The organism is Paenibacillus sp. FJAT-27812, from assembly GCF_001273905.1.
In the GTDB taxonomy this organism is placed as follows: Bacteria; Bacillota; Bacilli; order Paenibacillales; family Paenibacillaceae; genus Pristimantibacillus.
Map to the genome: position 1 here is coordinate 1,079,510 of NZ_LIGH01000001.1, position 18,318 is coordinate 1,097,827.

General features: G+C 50.1%; 15 protein-coding genes. 1 reads left to right on the plus strand and 14 read right to left on the minus strand.

All coding sequences use genetic code 11. The features are described 5' to 3' along the window. Nucleotides 1-238 precede the first annotated feature (238 nt). The 4 genes from rlmD to ADU23_RS04605 all read right to left on the minus strand — a co-directional run bounded on the left by rlmD (nucleotide 239) and on the right by ADU23_RS04605 (nucleotide 4,016). Nucleotides 239-1,726 carry a 23S rRNA (uracil(1939)-C(5))-methyltransferase RlmD gene (gene rlmD / locus ADU23_RS04590; RefSeq protein ID WP_053372666.1) on the minus strand — a complete coding sequence of 496 codons (1,488 nt, stop codon included), beginning with the start codon at nucleotides 1,724-1,726 and terminating at the stop codon, nucleotides 239-241. A 232-nt stretch (nucleotides 1,727-1,958) separates the two neighbouring features. Continuing rightward, entirely contained in the window at nucleotides 1,959-2,867 is a 909-nt protein-coding gene (locus tag ADU23_RS04595; RefSeq protein ID WP_176707798.1) for a diacylglycerol kinase, read from the minus strand. Between the two features lie 63 nt (nucleotides 2,868-2,930). Continuing rightward, nucleotides 2,931-3,713: a sirohydrochlorin chelatase gene (locus ADU23_RS04600; protein WP_053372668.1), complete on the minus strand. Its 783-nt coding sequence runs from the start codon at nucleotides 3,711-3,713 to the stop codon at nucleotides 2,931-2,933. 12 nt (nucleotides 3,714-3,725) lie between these two features. Continuing rightward, complete coding sequence (locus ADU23_RS04605) at nucleotides 3,726-4,016, minus strand: YerC/YecD family TrpR-related protein (RefSeq protein WP_053372669.1); 291 nt, start codon at nucleotides 4,014-4,016, stop codon at nucleotides 3,726-3,728. A 235-nt stretch (nucleotides 4,017-4,251) separates the two neighbouring features. Between ADU23_RS04605 and ADU23_RS04610 the strand changes: the two genes are divergently transcribed. Continuing rightward, nucleotides 4,252-4,785 (plus strand): hypothetical protein, encoded by a 534-nt coding sequence (locus tag ADU23_RS04610; protein ID WP_053372670.1) that lies wholly within the window; start codon nucleotides 4,252-4,254, stop codon nucleotides 4,783-4,785. 645 nt (nucleotides 4,786-5,430) lie between these two features. Here ADU23_RS04610 and ADU23_RS04615 read toward each other — a convergent pair. The 10 genes from ADU23_RS04615 to purH form a co-directional block, all read right to left on the minus strand. Beyond that, entirely contained in the window at nucleotides 5,431-6,426 is a 996-nt protein-coding gene (locus ADU23_RS04615) for an inorganic phosphate transporter (RefSeq protein ID WP_053372671.1), read from the minus strand. A 24-nt stretch (nucleotides 6,427-6,450) separates the two neighbouring features. Continuing rightward, complete coding sequence (locus ADU23_RS04620; protein ID WP_053372672.1) at nucleotides 6,451-7,062, minus strand: DUF47 domain-containing protein; 612 nt, start codon at nucleotides 7,060-7,062, stop codon at nucleotides 6,451-6,453. A 221-nt stretch (nucleotides 7,063-7,283) separates the two neighbouring features. Then, on the minus strand, nucleotides 7,284-8,357 hold the full coding sequence (locus ADU23_RS04625; RefSeq protein ID WP_053372673.1) for a DUF3048 domain-containing protein: 1,074 nt from the start codon (nucleotides 8,355-8,357) through the stop codon (nucleotides 7,284-7,286). 510 nt (nucleotides 8,358-8,867) lie between these two features. After that, the gene (locus ADU23_RS04630; protein WP_053372674.1) at nucleotides 8,868-9,689 is read right to left on the minus strand and encodes an alpha/beta hydrolase; all 822 of its coding nucleotides are present in this window, start codon (nucleotides 9,687-9,689) and stop codon (nucleotides 8,868-8,870) included. A 402-nt stretch (nucleotides 9,690-10,091) separates the two neighbouring features. Further along, nucleotides 10,092-11,495: a sensor histidine kinase gene (locus ADU23_RS04635; RefSeq protein WP_197286036.1), complete on the minus strand. Its 1,404-nt coding sequence runs from the start codon at nucleotides 11,493-11,495 to the stop codon at nucleotides 10,092-10,094. Further along, the gene (locus ADU23_RS04640; RefSeq protein ID WP_053372676.1) at nucleotides 11,483-12,331 is read right to left on the minus strand and encodes a response regulator transcription factor; all 849 of its coding nucleotides are present in this window, start codon (nucleotides 12,329-12,331) and stop codon (nucleotides 11,483-11,485) included. Before ADU23_RS04640 ends, ADU23_RS04635 begins: the two co-directional genes overlap by 13 nt. Nucleotides 12,332-12,356: 25 nt before the next feature. Next, a complete protein-coding gene (locus ADU23_RS04645; protein WP_053372677.1) occupies nucleotides 12,357-13,802 on the minus strand; it encodes a VCBS repeat-containing protein in 1,446 nt (481 codons plus the stop codon). Between the two features lie 30 nt (nucleotides 13,803-13,832). After that, nucleotides 13,833-14,948: a polysaccharide deacetylase family protein gene (locus ADU23_RS31965; protein ID WP_053372678.1), complete on the minus strand. Its 1,116-nt coding sequence runs from the start codon at nucleotides 14,946-14,948 to the stop codon at nucleotides 13,833-13,835. Nucleotides 14,949-15,205: 257 nt separating this feature from the next. Next, nucleotides 15,206-16,471, minus strand: coding sequence for a phosphoribosylamine--glycine ligase (gene purD / locus ADU23_RS04655; RefSeq protein ID WP_053372679.1), 1,266 nt, complete (start codon nucleotides 16,469-16,471; stop codon nucleotides 15,206-15,208). A 103-nt stretch (nucleotides 16,472-16,574) separates the two neighbouring features. After that, entirely contained in the window at nucleotides 16,575-18,122 is a 1,548-nt protein-coding gene (purH, locus tag ADU23_RS04660; RefSeq protein WP_053372680.1) for a bifunctional phosphoribosylaminoimidazolecarboxamide formyltransferase/IMP cyclohydrolase, read from the minus strand. Nucleotides 18,123-18,318 lie beyond the last annotated feature (196 nt).

Consider the following 18,318-nt stretch of genomic DNA (forward strand, 5'->3'; position numbering starts at 1 on the left):
TTAACTGTCGACCGAATTTTCATTTTTCTCAATAATTTCGTTTTTTTGATTCTCACCTATTTAACCTAAGTACTCAGGTCAATAGATCATTAATATAAAAAAAACACTTGTTGATTTCAAACAAGTGTTTTTTTATTATTTATATTTTGTCAGCAATCCATCAAGTGAACTACAGCACTTCCTGTTTCTAATTTGAAAAGTGCTTTGACAGCTTACCATCCATGCCACTTCTTACCAATCAGTTTACTTTACCATCCCTCACCAACACAGCCACGCTCTCCACATGAACCGTCCAAGGGAACATATCCACCGGCACCACCTCAACCGTCCTATACCCGCCGTCCTCGAGCACTCGCAAGTCCCTTGCCAGCGTAGACGGATTGCAGCTCACATAAACGACCCGCTCCGGCTGCATAGCCAGAATCGTCTCGAGCAGCGCCGGGTCGCAGCCTTTGCGAGGCGGATCAACGACGATTACATCCGCCGTAATCCCTTCCTTGCGCCAGCGAGGTATTACAACCTCCGCTGGCCCTACTTCAAACGACGCGTTCGTGATGCCGTTCAGCTCAGCATTGCGCGCCGCATCCTCAATCGCTTCCGGCACAATTTCAACGCCGTAGACACGCCCTGCCCGACGAGCGAGGAACAGCGAGATCGTTCCGATGCCGCAATAGGCGTCAATAACGGTTTCCGAGCCCGTTAAGCCTGCATACTCCACTGCTTTGCGATATAGCTCCACCGTCTGCATCGGGTTTACCTGATAGAACGATCGCGCTGAGATAGCGAAGCGAATGCCGTCGAGCTCATCATAGATGACCTCATTGCCCCATAGGACGCGAGTCACATCGCCAAAAATAACGTTCGTGTCGCGCTCGTTCACGTTCTGCACGATACTCTTCACGCCCGGCAGCTCCTCGCGGATACGCTCGATCCAGCGGTCCGCCATCGGCAGCTTCTTGCCGTTGGTCACAAGCACAACCATAATCTCGCCGGTCACTACGCCGGTCCGCGCCATCACATGGCGCAGCACGCCGCGGCCCGTAGATTCGTCGTAAGGCGCTGCGCCAAGCTCGCGCCCGATGCGCTTCACGACGCGAATGACCTCGTCATTGTGCTCATGCTCAATAAGACAATCGTCCATATCAATGATCCGGTGACTGCCGCGTGCGTAGAAGCCTGCGATCAATTGCCCATCATCGGATCTTGAGCCTACTGGTACCGAAGCCTTATTCCGGTAACGCCAAGGCTCGTCCATGCCAATCGTTTTGTGCACAACAATGCCCTTACCCTCAGCATTGCCTTCTCCAACCACATTCAGCTTCCCGATGCGCACAAGGTTATCCACGACATGCTGCCGCTTCCACTCCAGCTGCGCAGGGTAGTCGAAATGCTGCAGCTGGCAGCCGCCGCATTCCTTATAAATATCGCAAGGCGGCTCCACGCGCGATGGACTCTTAAGCACCAGCTCCTCGAGCCGTGCATATCCATACTGCTTCTTCACCTTCATGACCTTTGCTCGCACGCGTTCGCCAGGGAGCGCACCCTGAATAAAAAGGGTAAAGCCGTCAGCGCGGCCTACCCCTTCTCCGTCATGTGTCAGGCCGATTATATCGACGGTGACCTCTTCATTTTTTTGAAAAGGCGCATCTACCGGAATCGCCGCTGCATTCGTCCCCGCCGCGCCGCGTGATCTTCCTTTGCCGCCTCTGCTTCTACATTTATTCATAAACTCTCTCCGCTCTATCTTCAATGCTGTTGCTTTTCATTTCTTATCCATCGCTCTGTTTCCCTATTGCTCTGTTTCCCTATTGCACTGTCTCACTGTTGCTCAATTTCACTATTGCTAAATTTCACAATTGCTCATTTTCACCATTGCTCTATTTCAATATTGCTCTATTCACTAATGCGCTATCACTCTTTTAGCTCCATTATTCCCTATTTCCCCAATTCATCCGCAGCTAGCGGTACGTAGACTCCCCTGTTTCATCCGCAAAAATACGCAAATGCGACGGCAGCACCGAGAACGTGCAAGGCAGCACGCCGCCATACTCGCCATCGAGGTTTATTTGCACGTAATCCGGCGTAGTCACTCTCAGCTCATCCGTCCGGAAATGGATAACATGCGGGTCGTTCAAATGCTCGCCGCGCAGCGCTAGCGTCACCAGCTTAATAAATTCCGGCAGGTTGCACTTGCGAATAAGCAAAACATCCAATAAGCCGTCATCCAGCTTGGAGTCTGGCGCCAAACGCTCGAAGCCGCCAACCGAGTTGCTGTTGCAGATGAGGAACATCATGAACTCGTCATGAAACTCGCCAACGCCAGCCGCTTGGAAAGTCAGCTCGGTCGGGCGAAGGCGGGTCATTTTCTCCATGCCCTTCATATAATAAGCCAACTGCCCGATCATCGTCTTCAGCTTGCTAGGCACATCATAGGTCAGCTCCGTCAAGGAACCGCCCCCGGCAATGTTGATAAAATAACGCTCATTTGCCTTACCGACATCAATCGGCCGCGTATACTGTTGAATGATTAGATCGACCGCATACTCCCAATGCTTCGGAATGCCCGTTGCCCGAGCAAAGTCATTGGTCGTCCCCACCGGCAAAATACCAAGCGGAGGACGGTTAGCCTTAGTCGCCAAACCATTGATAACTTCATACAACGTCCCATCGCCGCCCGCTGCAATGATCATATCATAGCCGCGATCCGCTGCTTCCGCTGCCGCAAGCGTCGCATCCCCTTCGCCGATCGTCGCATGACAGCTTGTTTCGATGCCGCCCTGTTCAAGACGCTGGAGAATATCAGGCAGACGCTTCTTCATTTCTTCTCTTCCCGATGTCGGGTTATATATCAGTCTCGCCCTTTTGATTGCCATCTTGGCTCACTCCTAACCATCCAATCAACCCATCGTAATCAGACATGCACATGTCTTCTACTTTTCATTCAAACTTTGCAATCCGTTGTACATCTGACGCTCCAGCCATCTCTCGATTGCCGGATGAGGCAGCATCGCTCTGCCATTATATCGATACGTAAGCCCAGTAAGTCGGGTCGGAATAACATGGTTTGTAAAATAGCCCTGGCTTAGGAACAGCGGCACTACGATAACCGCTTCCTCGGGATTAGCCGCCTGCATAGCTGCAAGCTTAGCCGCTGCCTGATCAGGCAGAAGCATTGCGTATTCCGCACGCTTAAAGCCGCCAAGCACGCGGAGGCGCATCCCAAGCTTCTTTAATCCTTCTTGCCAGCGCTCATGGAATACCTTTTCCTTGCTCCCATGGCCAATAAGCAATATAGCTTCCTTGCCTGGCTCTGAAGACAATTCTGCAATATTTAAAGCAAGCAGCTCTGCGATTTCCGGATCGTCATCAATTGGCGTACCATAATGAACCTTAGCGGCTACGCGGAACGTGCCAAGATCGCCTTCTAAATCCGATACCCACGGAAAACCAAACGCTTGCCCGATTTCATCCACATGCGTGCTGCCTGACGAAAGAAATAACGGTACTACGAACATAGCTGTAACGCCCTGTTCTTCTAGAGCATCGATTCCATCCTGAATAAGCCGTCCCTTAACAATTTCAAGAAAGGACGACACGATTGGTACATTAGATAAACGCGGTGAAGCTGCCGCAGAAGCAATTGCATCGTCGACAAGCTGTACCCACGCGGTTTCCCTGGAGCCGTGACTAATAACAAGAATACCTGGCTTCATCGGAGAAGGAACCTACCTTCCGAGACGCTCTAAAGCCATTTTATACCCGTCATTGCCGTAGTTCAAACAACGCTTCACTCTAGAAATGGTTGCCGTGCTGGCACCTGTCTCCGCTTCGATTGCATTGTATGTACTGCCCTTGCCGAGCATACGCGCGACCTCGAGCCTTTGCGATAACGACTGAATCTCATTTACGGTGCACAAATCGTCAAAAAACACATAACATTCCTCAACTGATTTCAATGTGAGAATCGCTTCGAATAATTGATCTATTGCTTTATCGTTAAGTTTTTTAAGCTGCATACGCATTCACTCCTATTAAAACTAATGTAACTATTGTATCTTTTTTAACCGTTTTTTTCAAACATTACCGTATTCACGCTTTACAGAACGGAAGGCGGAAGCCGTCGATTTTTCATGCGATGGCCAATACAAGCACAGGGCATTTATCTAGAAAAAATTCCGCACTCGGGACATTCGTCCAATCCTTATGTTCGCCTACCCCATAGACTATTATAAAAGAAGGGTTGTGATCCGTGTGAATTATCGCAATAACCCCGGTACCGGCAACCAGCATTACGATTGGCACGGCGGCCAGCGCCTAGCGGACCAGCCAAGCAAATCGTCTGGGGCAAAGTCTTCCGGCTTCAGCTTTGCCGCAGACTTGCCAACCATGCCGCCGGCAGTATCGACGCCGCAAGCGCAGGATATCCTGCCCGCCGTCGTACCGCAGTCAACAACTGAGCTAATCGAAACGACCGCCACTCCCAAAGCAGGCGGCTTCTCCCTTGCCAATCTCGCCAACTTAGGCGAAATCAAAGGTTTTGTCGACCGTATTGGCGGCATCGACGGTATCCTTACAACCGTTACGAAAGTGCAGAAAGTCATGTCGAGCGTCTCTCAAATGGCGCCTCTAGTCAAAGTGTTAATGGGCTCCTTCAAAAAAGACAAATCGGACGACGATGATGAAGTCGAGTGGAAGCCAAAACGCCGCAAGCGTCGCAAGCCTGGCTCCGGCTCTGGTTCAGGCAATGGCAAAACTCGCCGCCGTACGCCAAAGCGCCGTCGATAAACCGTTAAATGACACTCACCCTGATTGATGTGCATAAGCGCAGCGATCAGGGTGTGTTCATTTCATCCACAGCTGTGGTCCAATTGTGTATAAATCGAATTATTCTGACACTTTATTTATTTATGCACAATTTCACACATCCGTTTAGAAGTTATCCGGCTGTGGATAACGCCAACACCTCGGCTATCCACAGCATTTATTGCTTTTAGCGCATCGGAAATCAATTCGCCTGTGCACAAGTGCAACCTTCGACATCGTTCGGCAGCCTCCATAGGCCATCTCATGCACAGCTGTTGCTTCAATGTGTATATCCCGCCCGGAAAATGTATGATTACGAGCCAAACCTCGAATGTATCCACAAATAAAGAGCGTTCCGCGCCTCAATTGGTTATCTTTTCGATAGCTTAAACATTATACACCATCGAGCGGCATACAAAAGTGTTTTCATGCACAACTGTTATTAATGATGTGCATACGCGCAAATTTCGCCGCGTTTCGCCACAGGTTGTCCACACCCATTCCCTTTTCAGCGCTCTCCAAATGGATGAGTAGAGAACACAAAAAATAGTGAGAAAAATCTCATTCCCCATGAACCTAGGTTCATGGCGAGTGAGGTTTTCCTCACTATCTCATTGTCACTCCATCTTATAGAAAGAAGAAGTGAATAATCCAATAGAAGAACATCGCCATCAAAACTGTAATAGGAATCGTGATAATCCAGGCAACGACGATCCGGCCTGCCACTCCCCATTTTACACCAGAGAAGCGTTTTGCACTACCTACACCTAGAATGGACGAAGTAATAACGTGAGTTGTACTAACAGGCAAATGAATCATCGTAGCCGTCAGGATAACGACCGCAGAACCGATATCTGCTGCGAAGCCGTTGATCGGCTCGATTTTGAAAATCTTCGTACCCATCGTCTTGATGATTTTCCATCCGCCTACCGAGGTACCAAGCGCCATTGCTGTCGCTGCGGAAATTTTAACCCAGAGCGGAACGTCCATCGTCGTCTGAAGGTCGGAAGCAACTAGGGCAAATACGATAATGCCCATCGCTTTTTGAGCGTCATTCGTACCGTGCGAGAACGATTGGAAAGCAGCCGTCAAAATTTGGCCAAACCGGAAGCCTTTATTCACTTGATGCGGACTTGATTTGGCAAATATCAGCTTCAATATCCACATGATGATAAACCCGGCAGAGAAAGCGATCAACGGTGAAAAGATCAACGCTTGAACGATTTTAATTAGACCGCCGGAGTTAATGGCACTCATGCCTGCCCCGCCGATGACTGCGCCTGCAAGAGAGCCGATCAAAGCATGCGAGGATGAGGAAGGAATACCAAACCACCATGTAATCAAATTCCAAGCGATTGCCGAAAGCAGCGCGGCGATAACGATTGGAACGCCGTGCTCCAGCTCAGCCGGATTAGCGACGCCTTTACCGATTGTAGCCGCAACGCCCGTAAACGTAACCGCGCCAACAAAGTTCATCACGGCAGCCATAACGATTGCGACGCGAGGCTTTAACGCCCGCGTGGATACGGCTGTTGCTATCGCATTCGCCGTATCGTGAAACCCATTTATAAAATCAAACGAAAGCGCCAAAAAGACAACAATCCATAGTACCATTAAATCCATTGTGAAATACTCCTACTCCCCAGATTAGCTGTTACGCATAATGATCGATTCCAGCGTATTAGCCACATCTTCGCAGAAGTCGGTCGTTTGCTCCAGCATCTCGTAAATCTCTTTGCGCTTCATCAGCTCAATTGGATCTGTGACATTTGTAAACAAGCTCTTGATGCAGACCCGAAGCAAGTCATCAGCTTGGTTCTCCAGCTCGTTAAGCGCAATATTCGGCTCACGAATCGCAAGCAGCTTCCGCTCTGTCAACAAGTAGATTGCCTTCTTGATTTGGTGAGACGAACGAACAAGAATATCGCCGAACAGCGTTATGTACTCGTCCTTCTCGCGAATGTCGTACATTTCGAACCGGGACGCGCAAGCTTCAATGCCATCAAGCACATCATCAAGCGAAGTCGTAAGGGCCATAATATCTTCGCGCTCGATTGGAGTGATGAACGTTTTGTTCAATTCCTTCAAAATCGTATGCACGTTTTTGTCGCATTTGCTTTCGTATTCCTTCATGGTCTTAGCGAAAGCCGATACATCCGATAGATCTGAAAGGCCTTTGGCGAAATACTCAACTGCCTCTACGATGGCGTCAGCCATTTCTTCGAACGTCTTAAAGAAAATATCCTTTTTCTTGAACATCGTAATCCCCTTTATCCGACTTGATGTTTAGGCGTACTGTTATGAGCCCACAATATCTTAACATAGTTTACATGCGAATTGTTAAGAGAATGTAAAGGTTTTAAGAAAACTTAAAAATTTTCGAAAAAAATATAAAAAAGACACAATCCTGAAACAAGATTGCGTCCTCTCTATCCTTGGAAGCTCATCCGTTAACGTCTGTTAACAGTGTTTCCAAAGTGTTAGTTTTGTACCCACGTGACATGTCCTTCGAATGTCGGTTTGTTCGGCACGATATGGAAAAAGGTTTTGCCCGGAACAAATGGAAGCTCTTCCCCGTTTTTCACAATTCTGATCATGCCATCGGGAGCGCGCACCCATTCCGCTTCGATCGCTTTGCCCTTTTGGAACAAAATCGCCGAGCCACCCTTATTGAGGTCAACAGATAGCCGCCCTTCATTATCCAGCGTTTTGTGATCCGCGCCAAGCACAACTAGATTCGTTCCCGAAAGCTGCTCGTTATTGTTCATATCGATATGCGGCTTATCGCCGATTGAGCGCTTATACAATCCCGCTGCTGAATCATATTTATAGCCCACATTGTAATTTTTCAGTAAAAAAGATATCGTAATATCGCTAGCCGGAACACCTGTCTCCGTCGAGCCCGCTTCCGCAAACGTATACGGCGGTACCTGCTTGTCCATGCTGTATTTTTTCTTCTCGGCACCCGTACGAAGCTTCTCTAGGCTCGAATAGAGATTATGCGGCGCCTTCCGCTCCTTGCTTCTCCAGAAATAGCTGCCCGCATTCGAGATTTCGTCCAAATAAGGCTTGCCCTGCCGCTGTAAAATCGCATAACCGTCGTTGCTCGCGCCAGCGTGAGCAAGCACCGCTCCGAAGCTGTCACCAATATCGATGAGATATGGCCTAATGCTGCGAATCGGTCCGATCGTGTCCGTTAATGCGCTTGTGCTCTGAAATACGGCGATTAGCCTTGTAATGCCGCCTTCCGCAAGCACTTCCCAAATGACGTCAGCGTTAGTCAGCCCCGATTGCGGACGGGCTGCCGCATAATTATTGATCATGACGACGATTGGCCGTGCTGTTGCCGCATTCTCCAGCTTTAGTCCGGTTAACGGCGCATCATAAGGAAGCGGAACGGACGTAGTTACGGGCTCTGCCGTGTTAGTCGGATCATTTGTTTCGCCGGTTTGCTGCGGGGATTCGTTATCCCCCTTGCCTCCGCTGCATGCCGATAGGATGAGAATAAGCGACAATAATAGCAAAACTGCCGATTGTTTAATGGTTTTGATCATGCGTTAACCCTGCCTTTTCCCGCTACGCGCAGCTTGTATTCGTTTACACTTAACTTCCATTTAAACACAATTTCTGACGGTTGTCTCGACAATTAAGTTGCTTTCTCGGTTACAAAACCCATAAAATGCATATCTTATCCCTATCTCCCAGCAGGAATAAGATGCCGTTATTCACGGAAATGACGTCCATTTTCATATTAAAGCTAGTTATAAAGCCGGGATGTACGAATATTAAACGCCTACTTCTTATAAGGAAATGACGATAATCGCGGAGGATACAATCAAGGAGCTAATTTTGAATACGTATGAGGAAGGCTTAAAAATCGGAGTTGATCCTTATGTGCTTGGGCACAAGCTGCGCCTCATGCATCCTAAGCTGTGGAAGCAGCTTTACGATTAAGGTAGATATCCCGTACAACGGGAAATGTAAACGCCAAACCAAATAAGAAGGAGCAAGCTTTTTTATAGTCCAAAAAGCTCGCTCCTTCCTTATTGCCGTCCTGCACTTGCCTATATACTCCAATGATGCCATTCCTCTTGCTTCTTATCTAGACCGTTCAACCACTCCGAGGTCACGCGTATCGCTTCCTCTTGATGATCGCGTGCCGAATACGTATGGTTCGCTTGAAAAATGATTTCTTTGTCGCATAAGCCGTCGCTGCGGGTCCAAAATACCTTTTGGTAAAGGAAGCTGTAGTCGACTGGAATGAGATCATCGCTCGTTCCGTGTACGAGCAGCACTTCACCGCCAAATCTTGTCGCCGCTTGAAAAGGTTGATGCTGAAGCAGCGACTCGAAGAACACAGGCTGCAGCGTATAACCTTGATAATCAGAACTGCCGGACGTAACTGCAAGGTCATAGCTGCTGCGTCCAACTATGCGTACAATATCATTAAATGGATAAGCTACCGGTGACCATAGCACAAGCCTCTTTGCCCGCTTGTCCTTAACCGCCGTCATTATCGCTACCGCTCCGCCAAGGCTGTGTCCAAGCAATACGATTCGCAGCGGGTCTACGCATTCCATGCTCGCCACATAATCGATCGCCGCTCTGGTCTGGTCTACCATCGAATCAAATCCAAGCGCGCCGTAATCACCGCTGCTCTCGCCGCAGCCGCCGTAATCAAAACGAAGCACGTAAGAGCCTTGCGCTGCAAGAGCACGCGCCGTCTTCACGAATAAACGGTCAACTCCGATACGGGAGCCAACGAATCCATGGCATATAATAATAGCTTGCCTCTTCTCTGACTCGGTTTTGTTTCCGTCAGTTGGGTAATGCAGCGTTGCCGCAAGCTCAAGTCCGTCATGTCGCAGCGTCAAGTGCTTTTCCATCCCGATAACCTCCTGATTGCCTATATATAATAATTCCTACCCGTATACTTTGAATTAACAATAAACCCATAATAGCATCACCGCTCTCTGCCTGTCAATCATGCATAGGAAAATAAAATCGATCGCGTGCTAGTCCTCCGTTATTATAGCATAACAGGCCCACGATCATTATTTTACCGCTCAAACGGGACATACTATGCACATGAACAGAGCTTACGAAGCAGACTGCTTCGCAAAACGTTTAGGAGGTTCTCCCATGCCTATGTGGATAGAATGGCTGAAGGAACATTGGCTTTCCTTCCTGCTTATTTTAGGAATTGTTGTCGCTTCTATTTTTGTAATTGCCAACCGGAAATTGCTTTTCTACAAAGAATGACGATTCGGGCGCCCATAGGCTGAGGATTACTCCTCATGCATAATCGGCACTCGAATCGTCACAATCGTTCCGGCTCCACGCTCGCTGTCTATCGTAAGCTGGCCGCCGTGGAGCTCTATAATTTCTTTGCATATCGCGAGGCCCAGCCCCGAACCGCCTTGTCCCGTGTTTGCCTTATAAAACTTTTCCGTCACATGCGGCAAATCCTCCGCTTCGATCCCGCAGCCGGTATCGGCTACGGTGAGCATCGCGTTCTCCTGTTCGATCGTAGTGGCAACTCTTATCGTCCCTCCCGCAGGCGTAAACTTGAGCGCATTATCGATCAAGTTGATGATGACCTGCTTAAGACGGTTCGCATCGCCTCGCACAACGATCGGGCTTTTCCCGTAATTGGCCAGTATGCGCACACGCGTATGCTCCTCACGCACACCCAGCTGATTCACCGTCTCCTTGACCGGACTATTGAAATCCAGTACTTCCCTGTGCAGCTCCATCGTTCGCGCAGACAGCTTTGAGAAATCGAGCAAATCCTCAACAAGCCCCGATAACCGCTCCGTTTCTTTGCTAATAATCGAGAGGCCTAGCTTTACTTCCTCATCATCCTCGGTAGGCTCGCTTTCCTTCAGCGTTTCACTCCACCCTTTTATCGAGGTTAGAGGGGTCCTCAGCTCATGTGAGATAGAAGATATGAAATCGTCCTTAAGCTTCTCCCGCTTGCTAAGCTCCATCACCATCACGTTAAACGTTTCCGCCAGCTGACCGATTTCGTCATCATTGCGCTGCATCGCGCGCCGCGTCCAGTCTCCTTCCGCCATATAGCGCGCAGCCCGCGTCAGCTCCCGAATCGGCTTCACAATGCGCTGCGCAAGAAATAAGCTTAACCCAAGAAACAGCAGCACGACTCCGACACCAACTGCCGCAGCCATTCGGATGAGCAGGCTGACCATCGCATCAACTTGATTCAGCGAAGCCGAGTAACGGAGCATCGATACGACTCTCGTTTCATTCCAGAGCGGTATCGTTACCGACATGACGCGCTCGCCGTAGTACGGATCAACGCCGCGCCAGCTGCCGGTTTTCCCCGCAATAGCCGCCTTCACGTCAGCAGTCGTATAATGGATATCCGGCGCGAAGCCATCCGAATCAATTCGAATTTGTCCGGTGCTGTCGAGCAGCTGCAGCCTCGTGCTGCTCTCCACCATGTATTGCAGCATATAATCGCCTTGATCCTTTACCGTGAGCGAGGAAAGGGACCGGCTGTGCAGCGTTAGCGCCGATTCCGCTCTTTGCTTGACCGAGCTCTGCGCGCTTCCATAATAATAATTCCACATCAAAGCCGCGAATACGCCGCCAAGCACGCTGACGACAAGCACGATGAGCAGCAAATAGCTCCACACCATTCTCGTTTGCACGCTTTTCATTCGCTGCATCCCCGCTTCCACCGATAGCCATATCCCCATACGGTTTCGATAAAGGCCGGATCAGAAGGGTTTTTCTCTATCTTTTGTCGGATCCTCCGAATGTTCACGTCAACCACCTTGAGATCGCCAACGTAATACCGGCCCCATACCTCTGTTAAAATGTGATCACGGCTGACGCTCTCGCCTACGCGCTCCATCAACAGTCTGACAAGCGTCCATTCCGTCGGCGTCAAAATAATTTCCTTCTCCAGCTTCCAAAGCTTGCGCTCTGCAACAGATAATCGAAACGGCTCCACCCGCAGCTCCTGATGGAAGCTTACATATGGAGCTTGCATCTGCTGCATCGATGTTGGCGCCTGCGCATAGGGAGCGGCTTCAGGTACAGCCTTAAGTGCCGCGTTAGCCTCGGCAGCTCCCTCCGTTGCTGCCGCAATCCCTTCTTCTGCGGCTCCAGCCTCCTGCTCCGGTTCAGCAGCATCCGGCTTCATGCGCCGGTAAAGGGATTTAATGCGCGCGATGAGCTCGCCAGGGCTAAACGGCTTTTGTACATAATCGTCCGCACCTAGCTCCAGCCCATGAATTTTATCTTCCTCCTGCGACTTCGCCGTGAGCATAATGATTCCCATGCGCGGGTAGCGCGAGCGAAGCTGCTCGCATACCTCGAAGCCGCTGATCGTAGGCAGCATCACATCAAGAAGCGCGATATCGATAGGGCCCTCCGAAGCGGCAAGCGCTAGCGCCTCTTCTCCCGTTTCAGCTTCAATGACCTCCATGTCGTTACGCTTCAGATTAATACGGACAAAGCCGCGGATGGACTCCTCGTCCTCCAACAATAATATTCGCATAGCTTAGAGCACCCGCTTTTCTCACTTAATCGTTACGAATCGTTAAAGAAGAAGCGAACTCTGCTTCCACCCCAGCCATCTCGCTGAACGCTTGCCGCTCCGCTTCAGGCCAGCCAAGCGGCGCCTCCTTTACGAACGAAACCGCGAACACGTTGCCGCTGTCGGTCAGAAGCTGGCGGTATGGCTTGGCGCTTTGCTTCCATACGGACTCGACGTTTTCCCAATCTTTCTGCGGAACGGCATATAAAGTAGCCATTTTGGCCGTAACATTTGATTTCTCATTCCAATAATCGATCGCCACGAAGGCGTACTGCTCATCCGAGCTGTGCAGCGTATAGCGCCCCATCCATTGCTCGGGTATAAGCAGCTGCATGCCGTATCTATAGTCGGTGAATTCTTCTCTTATTTTAACAAAATTATCTTTGCCATCCCATTGCACCCAATCATTCAACCATTTGGATTCGGAATAAGGAACGTTCTCATATCCCGGAGCCTCTTTGGTCAATTGCAGCTCCAAAATCCCATCGCCGTTAATATCCTCGCTCATCGTAGGCGTACCGCTAAAGCTCTCATATTCCGTGTCAAAGTTCGGATAGACGAGCCGCAGCTTGTTTCTCTCCCACACGTACATGGCGGTGTAAGTAGCATGAGCACCCGTCGACGCCTCCAAAATAATCCCTCGATGCCTTTGCGAGATTTTTCCTATGAGCAGACGCTCGTAGTTATTTACTCCGTCATACAGCTTTTCCGAGTAAATCTCCCGCATGCCGCCATTTATCCAATTGTAGATCGTTAAATGGTATTCTGGCAGCGCCATTTCCTGATTGGTCCCGATCTCAGAGATGATAGCCAGCTCAAGCTGTCCGTCCTCATTCATATCGCCCGTATCCCCGTAGGAATAGGAAAAGGTTTCTACCGGCTTCAGCATCAGCTTGCCCGCCTCGTTCCGTACCGGCGCTGTAGCAAACGAGTAGATTTCGAGCACATTGGGACTGTCGAATGCCCCAATCCAACCGATCATAATTTCCATATCGCCATCTTTATCGAGATCCTCAATTTTCAGCCAATCGATCATTCTAGCAAGCGGCTGCTGCACGAGCACCCATGGCTTCCATGCGGCCTTTGTATATTTAAACACCATAAGCTCAGGTGAACTGTATTCATTGTAATAAGAAACTACGGCCTCTTTCACGCCGTCTCCATCCACGTCAATCAGACGTATCGCTTCCATATGCTCCTCTCTAAGAGGAAGGGTAAGCTTGCTGTAAACAGGCAGATTTTTTTCGATTGCTTGCACAATCGCCTGCTTTTCTGGCGAAATGGCTGGCTTTTGCAGAAGGTCCGCAGGCGCAGCTGTATAACGGCAGCCAGTTGCCAAGAATAGGAGTGGGATAACGCCGCTGAGCAGAACGCTCCATCGTATTATTTTTCCGCGCCTACGCCTGGCATTTGTATAACTTGCGTCATCCAACTTTACAGCCTCCTCGTACATGTACCGGTGTTAAGCAATAATTTGATCGACAGTAACCAGCGTATACCCTTTTTTCACCAAATCATCAATAACGTCTGGTAAAGCTTGTACCGTGTTTTTAATATGCTTGCCTCCAAAAGAATGCATTAATATTATACCACTGGGCTTCGCCTCGTTCTTAATCATTTTGCGGATATCGGCTGACGATGTGCCTGCCCAATCACGCGTATCGATGTTCCAACCGACTAGATCACGATTATTCGACTTCAATAATACTTTAAGCGTATCCGATACAGCGCCGTACGGAGCGCGGAACAATATGGGCGTAAAGCCGATCGCTTTTTTGATTGCGGCATCCGCTGTTTTGACTTCCTCGATAATTTGCTGCTTATTTAACTTCGATAAATCTTTATGATGATAAGTATGATTGCCAACCGCATGCCCTTCGTCCACGATGCGCTGAAGCACCTCTGGATTTTTGCTTACTTGTTGCCCGACTACAAAAAAGGTAGCTTTTACTCCTTTTTCCTTCAGGATATCCAAAATCTCGGTCGTATAACGCTTATCCGGCCCATCATCAAACGTGAGCGCGATTAGCTTCTCTTCCTTGCCCGGCTTCGTACCGGTTAAAATCTGATCAGGCTTGTCCAGCTTATCCTCGGCCGGCTTGCCTGGCTTCCCTGCTGGCGCATCCGGTTTGCCTGTTGCTGGCGCATCCGGTTTATCCGTTGCTGATACATCCGGCTTGTCCGATGGCAGCGTATCCGGTTTATCCGTTGCTGGCGCATCCGGCTTGTCCGTTGGCTTCGTATCCGGTTTATCCGTTGCTGGCGCATCCGGCTTGTCCGTTGGCGGAGTTGTTTCTTTGCCTCCGGTTGGCTTGCCTTCAATATTGCCATGGATAATGCCGCCGTCTTCGGTTCCGCCATTGCCTACGATCACGACATCACCTGCTCCGTCTGTCCCGCCTGCTGTCTGCGGTCCCTTCTCCACGTTCCCTGCGTCTACAACTGGTGCCTTATCGCCTGACAACAATGATGCCAGACTGAAAGACTGACTAGCCGAACAGCCGCTGATCCATACCATAACGACAGCCATAACGACCCCTACAAAAATGTGACGACGATGCCTTTTTGCTTTTGCCATTCCACTCACCTACTATTCCTCGCTGATAGCATAATTGTAACTCTACTGATGATTGATAGAGTTACAAATAAGTAACACCTTTCGAGTGCATTTGACACATTAGTCGTGAAAATAAAACAAAAAAAGCCAGCCAGATACGTCTGGCTGACTCATTTAGGCGACAGCCCCGTCCTTCACGGCGCTCGATGCGCCATTGGATGGATTTTCCGCTCTATTAGCTAGGAAATATTTAGAAGCAAGCTAAGCTTGCTCCCGGCTTAAATAAGCGCTTTGGCTGCAATGTCCGTACGGTTTTGCTTGCCTTCAAAGTCAATGACGCTGACGGCTTCGTATGCGCGAGCACGCGCTTCCGCGATATCGCGTCCGCGGCCGACGATGCCAAGCACGCGTCCGCCGTTTGTAACGAACTGCCCGTCCTTCTCGGCAGTGCCTGCGTGGAAAATAAGCGCGCCCTGCGCCTCTGCTTCAGCAAGTCCTGTAATGACTCTGCCCTTCGGATAGGAAGCAGGGTAGCCTTCCGATGCCACAACGACGCAGACTGCCGCTTCGTCGCTCCACTGGATGTCAAGCTGGTCCAGATTGCCATTCAATGATGCAAGCACGATGTCAACCAAATCCGTTTCCAAACGCGGCAATACGACCTGCGTTTCCGGATCGCCCATGCGCGCATTAAACTCGATTGTTTTTGGGCCGTCTTTTGTAATCATAAGGCCTGCGAACAGAACGCCCCGGAACGGCCGGCCTTCGCTGACCATCGCTTTTGCAGTAGGAATAATGATATTTTGAATCGACTGGTCGATAATCGCTTGATCGATATGCGGCAGCGGCGTATAGGTGCCCATTCCGCCTGTATTCGGACCTTTATCGCCGTCAAAAATCGGCTTGTGGTCCTGTGCGGGAACCATCGCACGAACCGTCTCGCCATCAACGAAAGCCAGAATCGACATTTCTTGTCCGACTAGGCATTCCTCGATTACGATTTGGCTGCCCGCTTGGCCGAACACTTTATCAACCATCATTTCGTGCAGCGCCTGCTCCGCTTCCTCAAGCGTAGCTGCAACCGTAACCCCTTTGCCCGCTGCCAAGCCGTCTGCTTTAATCACGATCGGAGCAGATTGCTCGCGCAGGTATGCGGAAGCTGTCTCGTAATCGGTGAACGTTTCGTATTTCGCCGTTGGGATATCGTATTTCTTCAACAAATTTTTCATGAAAATTTTGCTGCCTTCGATTTCCGCTGCGTTTTTGCGAGGGCCGTATGCCTGAATGCCGGCAGCCTCAAACGCATCCACGATGCCATCCGCAAGCGGATCATCCGGACCTACAAACACAAGATCAATCGCCGTATCCTTGGCAAACCCAATTAGCTCATCGAACTGATTGACTGCAATCGGCACGCAATCAGCAAGCTGCGCTATGCCGGCATTCCCCGGCGCGCAATATATTTCGTCTACCTTTTCGCTTTTCTTAAGCGCCCATACGATCGCATGCTCGCGTCCGCCGCCGCCTACTACCAAAATACGCATTTCGCTTAACCCCCTATATGACTATTTGAAACGGCTGCAGCCGCCGCCTTCGCCAGCTTACTGTCGTTAACGTACGGCTGCATTTAATTAGCTTCTCTCGAATCTAGTGCTTGAAGTGGCGTACGCTTGTGAACACCATTGCGATGTTGTTTGCATTCGCCGCAGCGATAGACTCTTCGTCCTTAATGGAGCCGCCTGGTTGGATGATCGCCGTAATGCCTGCTTTTGCCGCAAGCTCTACCGTATCGCCCATTGGGAAAAACGCATCCGAAGCAAGCGCTGCGCCTTTAGCTGCTTCACCCGCTTGCTCAATCGCAATGCGCGCTGCGCCTACGCGGTTCATCTGGCCAGCGCCAACGCCGATCGTCATGTCATCCTTCGCAAGCAAAATCGCATTGGATTTCACGTGCTTAACGACTTTCCAGCCGAATAGAAGCTGCTTGAGCTCTTCCGCAGTCGGCTTGCGGTCTGTTACAAATTGAAGATCCGCTTCCGTCACGCTGTGAACGTCGCTCTCTTGAACAAGCATGCCGCCGTCAACCGATGTCACAAGCCATTCCGGCTTGCGCTCGCCAGCTGCGGACAGCTCGCCAAGCTTGAGCAAACGGATGTTTTTCTTCTTCGTCAAAATATCAAGCGCCTCAGGCGTGAAGTCCGGTGCAATGATAATTTCGAGGAAAATGCCGCCAAGCAGCTCGGCCGTATCAGCGCCAATCGTACGGTTAGCCGCAACGATGCCGCCGAAGATCGAGGTAGGGTCCGCTGCATATGCTTTTTGGTAAGCCTCGTGAATCGTTGCTCCGATACCTACGCCGCATGGGTTCATATGTTTAACGGCTACAACCGCTGGCTCGTCAAATTCTTTGAGAATCGCGAGCGAAGCGTTGGCGTCGCTGATGTTGTTGTAGGAAAGCTCTTTGCCGTGAAGCTGCTCAGCCGTTGTTACGTTGCCTGCTGCTGCAAGCGGCTTGCTGTAGAAAGCAGCCTTCTGATGCGGGTTCTCGCCGTAACGAAGATCCTGTACTTTCTCGTAAGTCACGGTGTAAATCTCGGGAAGCGGCTCGCCCATTTGCTTGGAGAGGTAGTCCGAGATTAGGGAATCGTAAGCAGCCGTGTGGCGGAATACTTTGGCAGCCAGACGTTTGCGCGTTTCAAGAGTCGTGTCGCCCTGTGCTTTCACTTCTTCAAGAATCGTGCCGTAGTCGCCGGCGTCAACTACAACCGTTACGAACGCGTGGTTCTTGGCAGCGGAGCGCAGCATCGTAGGTCCGCCGATATCGATGTTCTCGATTGCGTCCTCGTACGATACGTCTGGCTTCGCGATCGTTTCTTTGAACGGATAAAGGTTAACGATAACGAGGTCGATGTAGTCAAGGCCAAGCTCCTTCATCGCCTTCTGATGCTCTTCATCATCACGAACGGCAAGCAGTCCGCTATGAACGGCCGGGTGAAGCGTCTTGACGCGTCCATCCAGAATTTCAGGAAAACCCGTCACATCGGAAATACCGATAACCGGAACGCCTTCCTTTTGAAGCAGGCTGAACGTACCGCCCGTCGAAATAATTTGCACACCTTGATTTGCTAACTCTCTGGAAAATTCCACGATTCCCGACTTATCGGAAACACTAATTAACGCTCTACGAATAGCCACGCAAATACCTCCTCATCTATTTGACCAAACCAATGCTTTTCTCAAAAGAAAACCTTCCGACCGTCCATTACATTCGCTCGAATGGGCTCATTTCCACCGCTGCCGGTGGGAATAGGTCTAGTTTCTAGCCCTATTTCGCTCTAACGAGCCGAAGTTTGGGAAATAGAGCTAATTTCTAGCTCTATTCCTCCAGCGA

Excerpts from the sequence above, each read along its gene's own strand:
- rlmD (WP_053372666.1), bottom strand. The coding sequence starts at position 1,726 with ATGAATAAATGTAGAAGCAGAGGCGGCAAAGGAAGATCACGCGGCGCG.
- ADU23_RS04600 (WP_053372668.1), bottom strand. The coding sequence starts at position 3,713 with ATGAAGCCAGGTATTCTTGTTATTAGTCACGGCTCCAGGGAAACCGCG.
- ADU23_RS04605 (WP_053372669.1), bottom strand. The coding sequence starts at position 4,016 with ATGCAGCTTAAAAAACTTAACGATAAAGCAATAGATCAATTATTCGAA.
- ADU23_RS04615 (WP_053372671.1), bottom strand. The coding sequence starts at position 6,426 with ATGGATTTAATGGTACTATGGATTGTTGTCTTTTTGGCGCTTTCGTTT.
- ADU23_RS04620 (WP_053372672.1), bottom strand. The coding sequence starts at position 7,062 with ATGTTCAAGAAAAAGGATATTTTCTTTAAGACGTTCGAAGAAATGGCT.
- ADU23_RS04625 (WP_053372673.1), bottom strand. The coding sequence starts at position 8,357 with ATGATCAAAACCATTAAACAATCGGCAGTTTTGCTATTATTGTCGCTT.
- ADU23_RS04630 (WP_053372674.1), bottom strand. The coding sequence starts at position 9,689 with ATGGAAAAGCACTTGACGCTGCGACATGACGGACTTGAGCTTGCGGCA.
- ADU23_RS04635 (WP_197286036.1), bottom strand. The coding sequence starts at position 11,495 with ATGCAGCGAATGAAAAGCGTGCAAACGAGAATGGTGTGGAGCTATTTG.
- ADU23_RS04640 (WP_053372676.1), bottom strand. The coding sequence starts at position 12,331 with ATGCGAATATTATTGTTGGAGGACGAGGAGTCCATCCGCGGCTTTGTC.
- ADU23_RS31965 (WP_053372678.1), bottom strand. The coding sequence starts at position 14,948 with ATGGCAAAAGCAAAAAGGCATCGTCGTCACATTTTTGTAGGGGTCGTT.
- purD (WP_053372679.1), bottom strand. The coding sequence starts at position 16,471 with ATGCGTATTTTGGTAGTAGGCGGCGGCGGACGCGAGCATGCGATCGTA.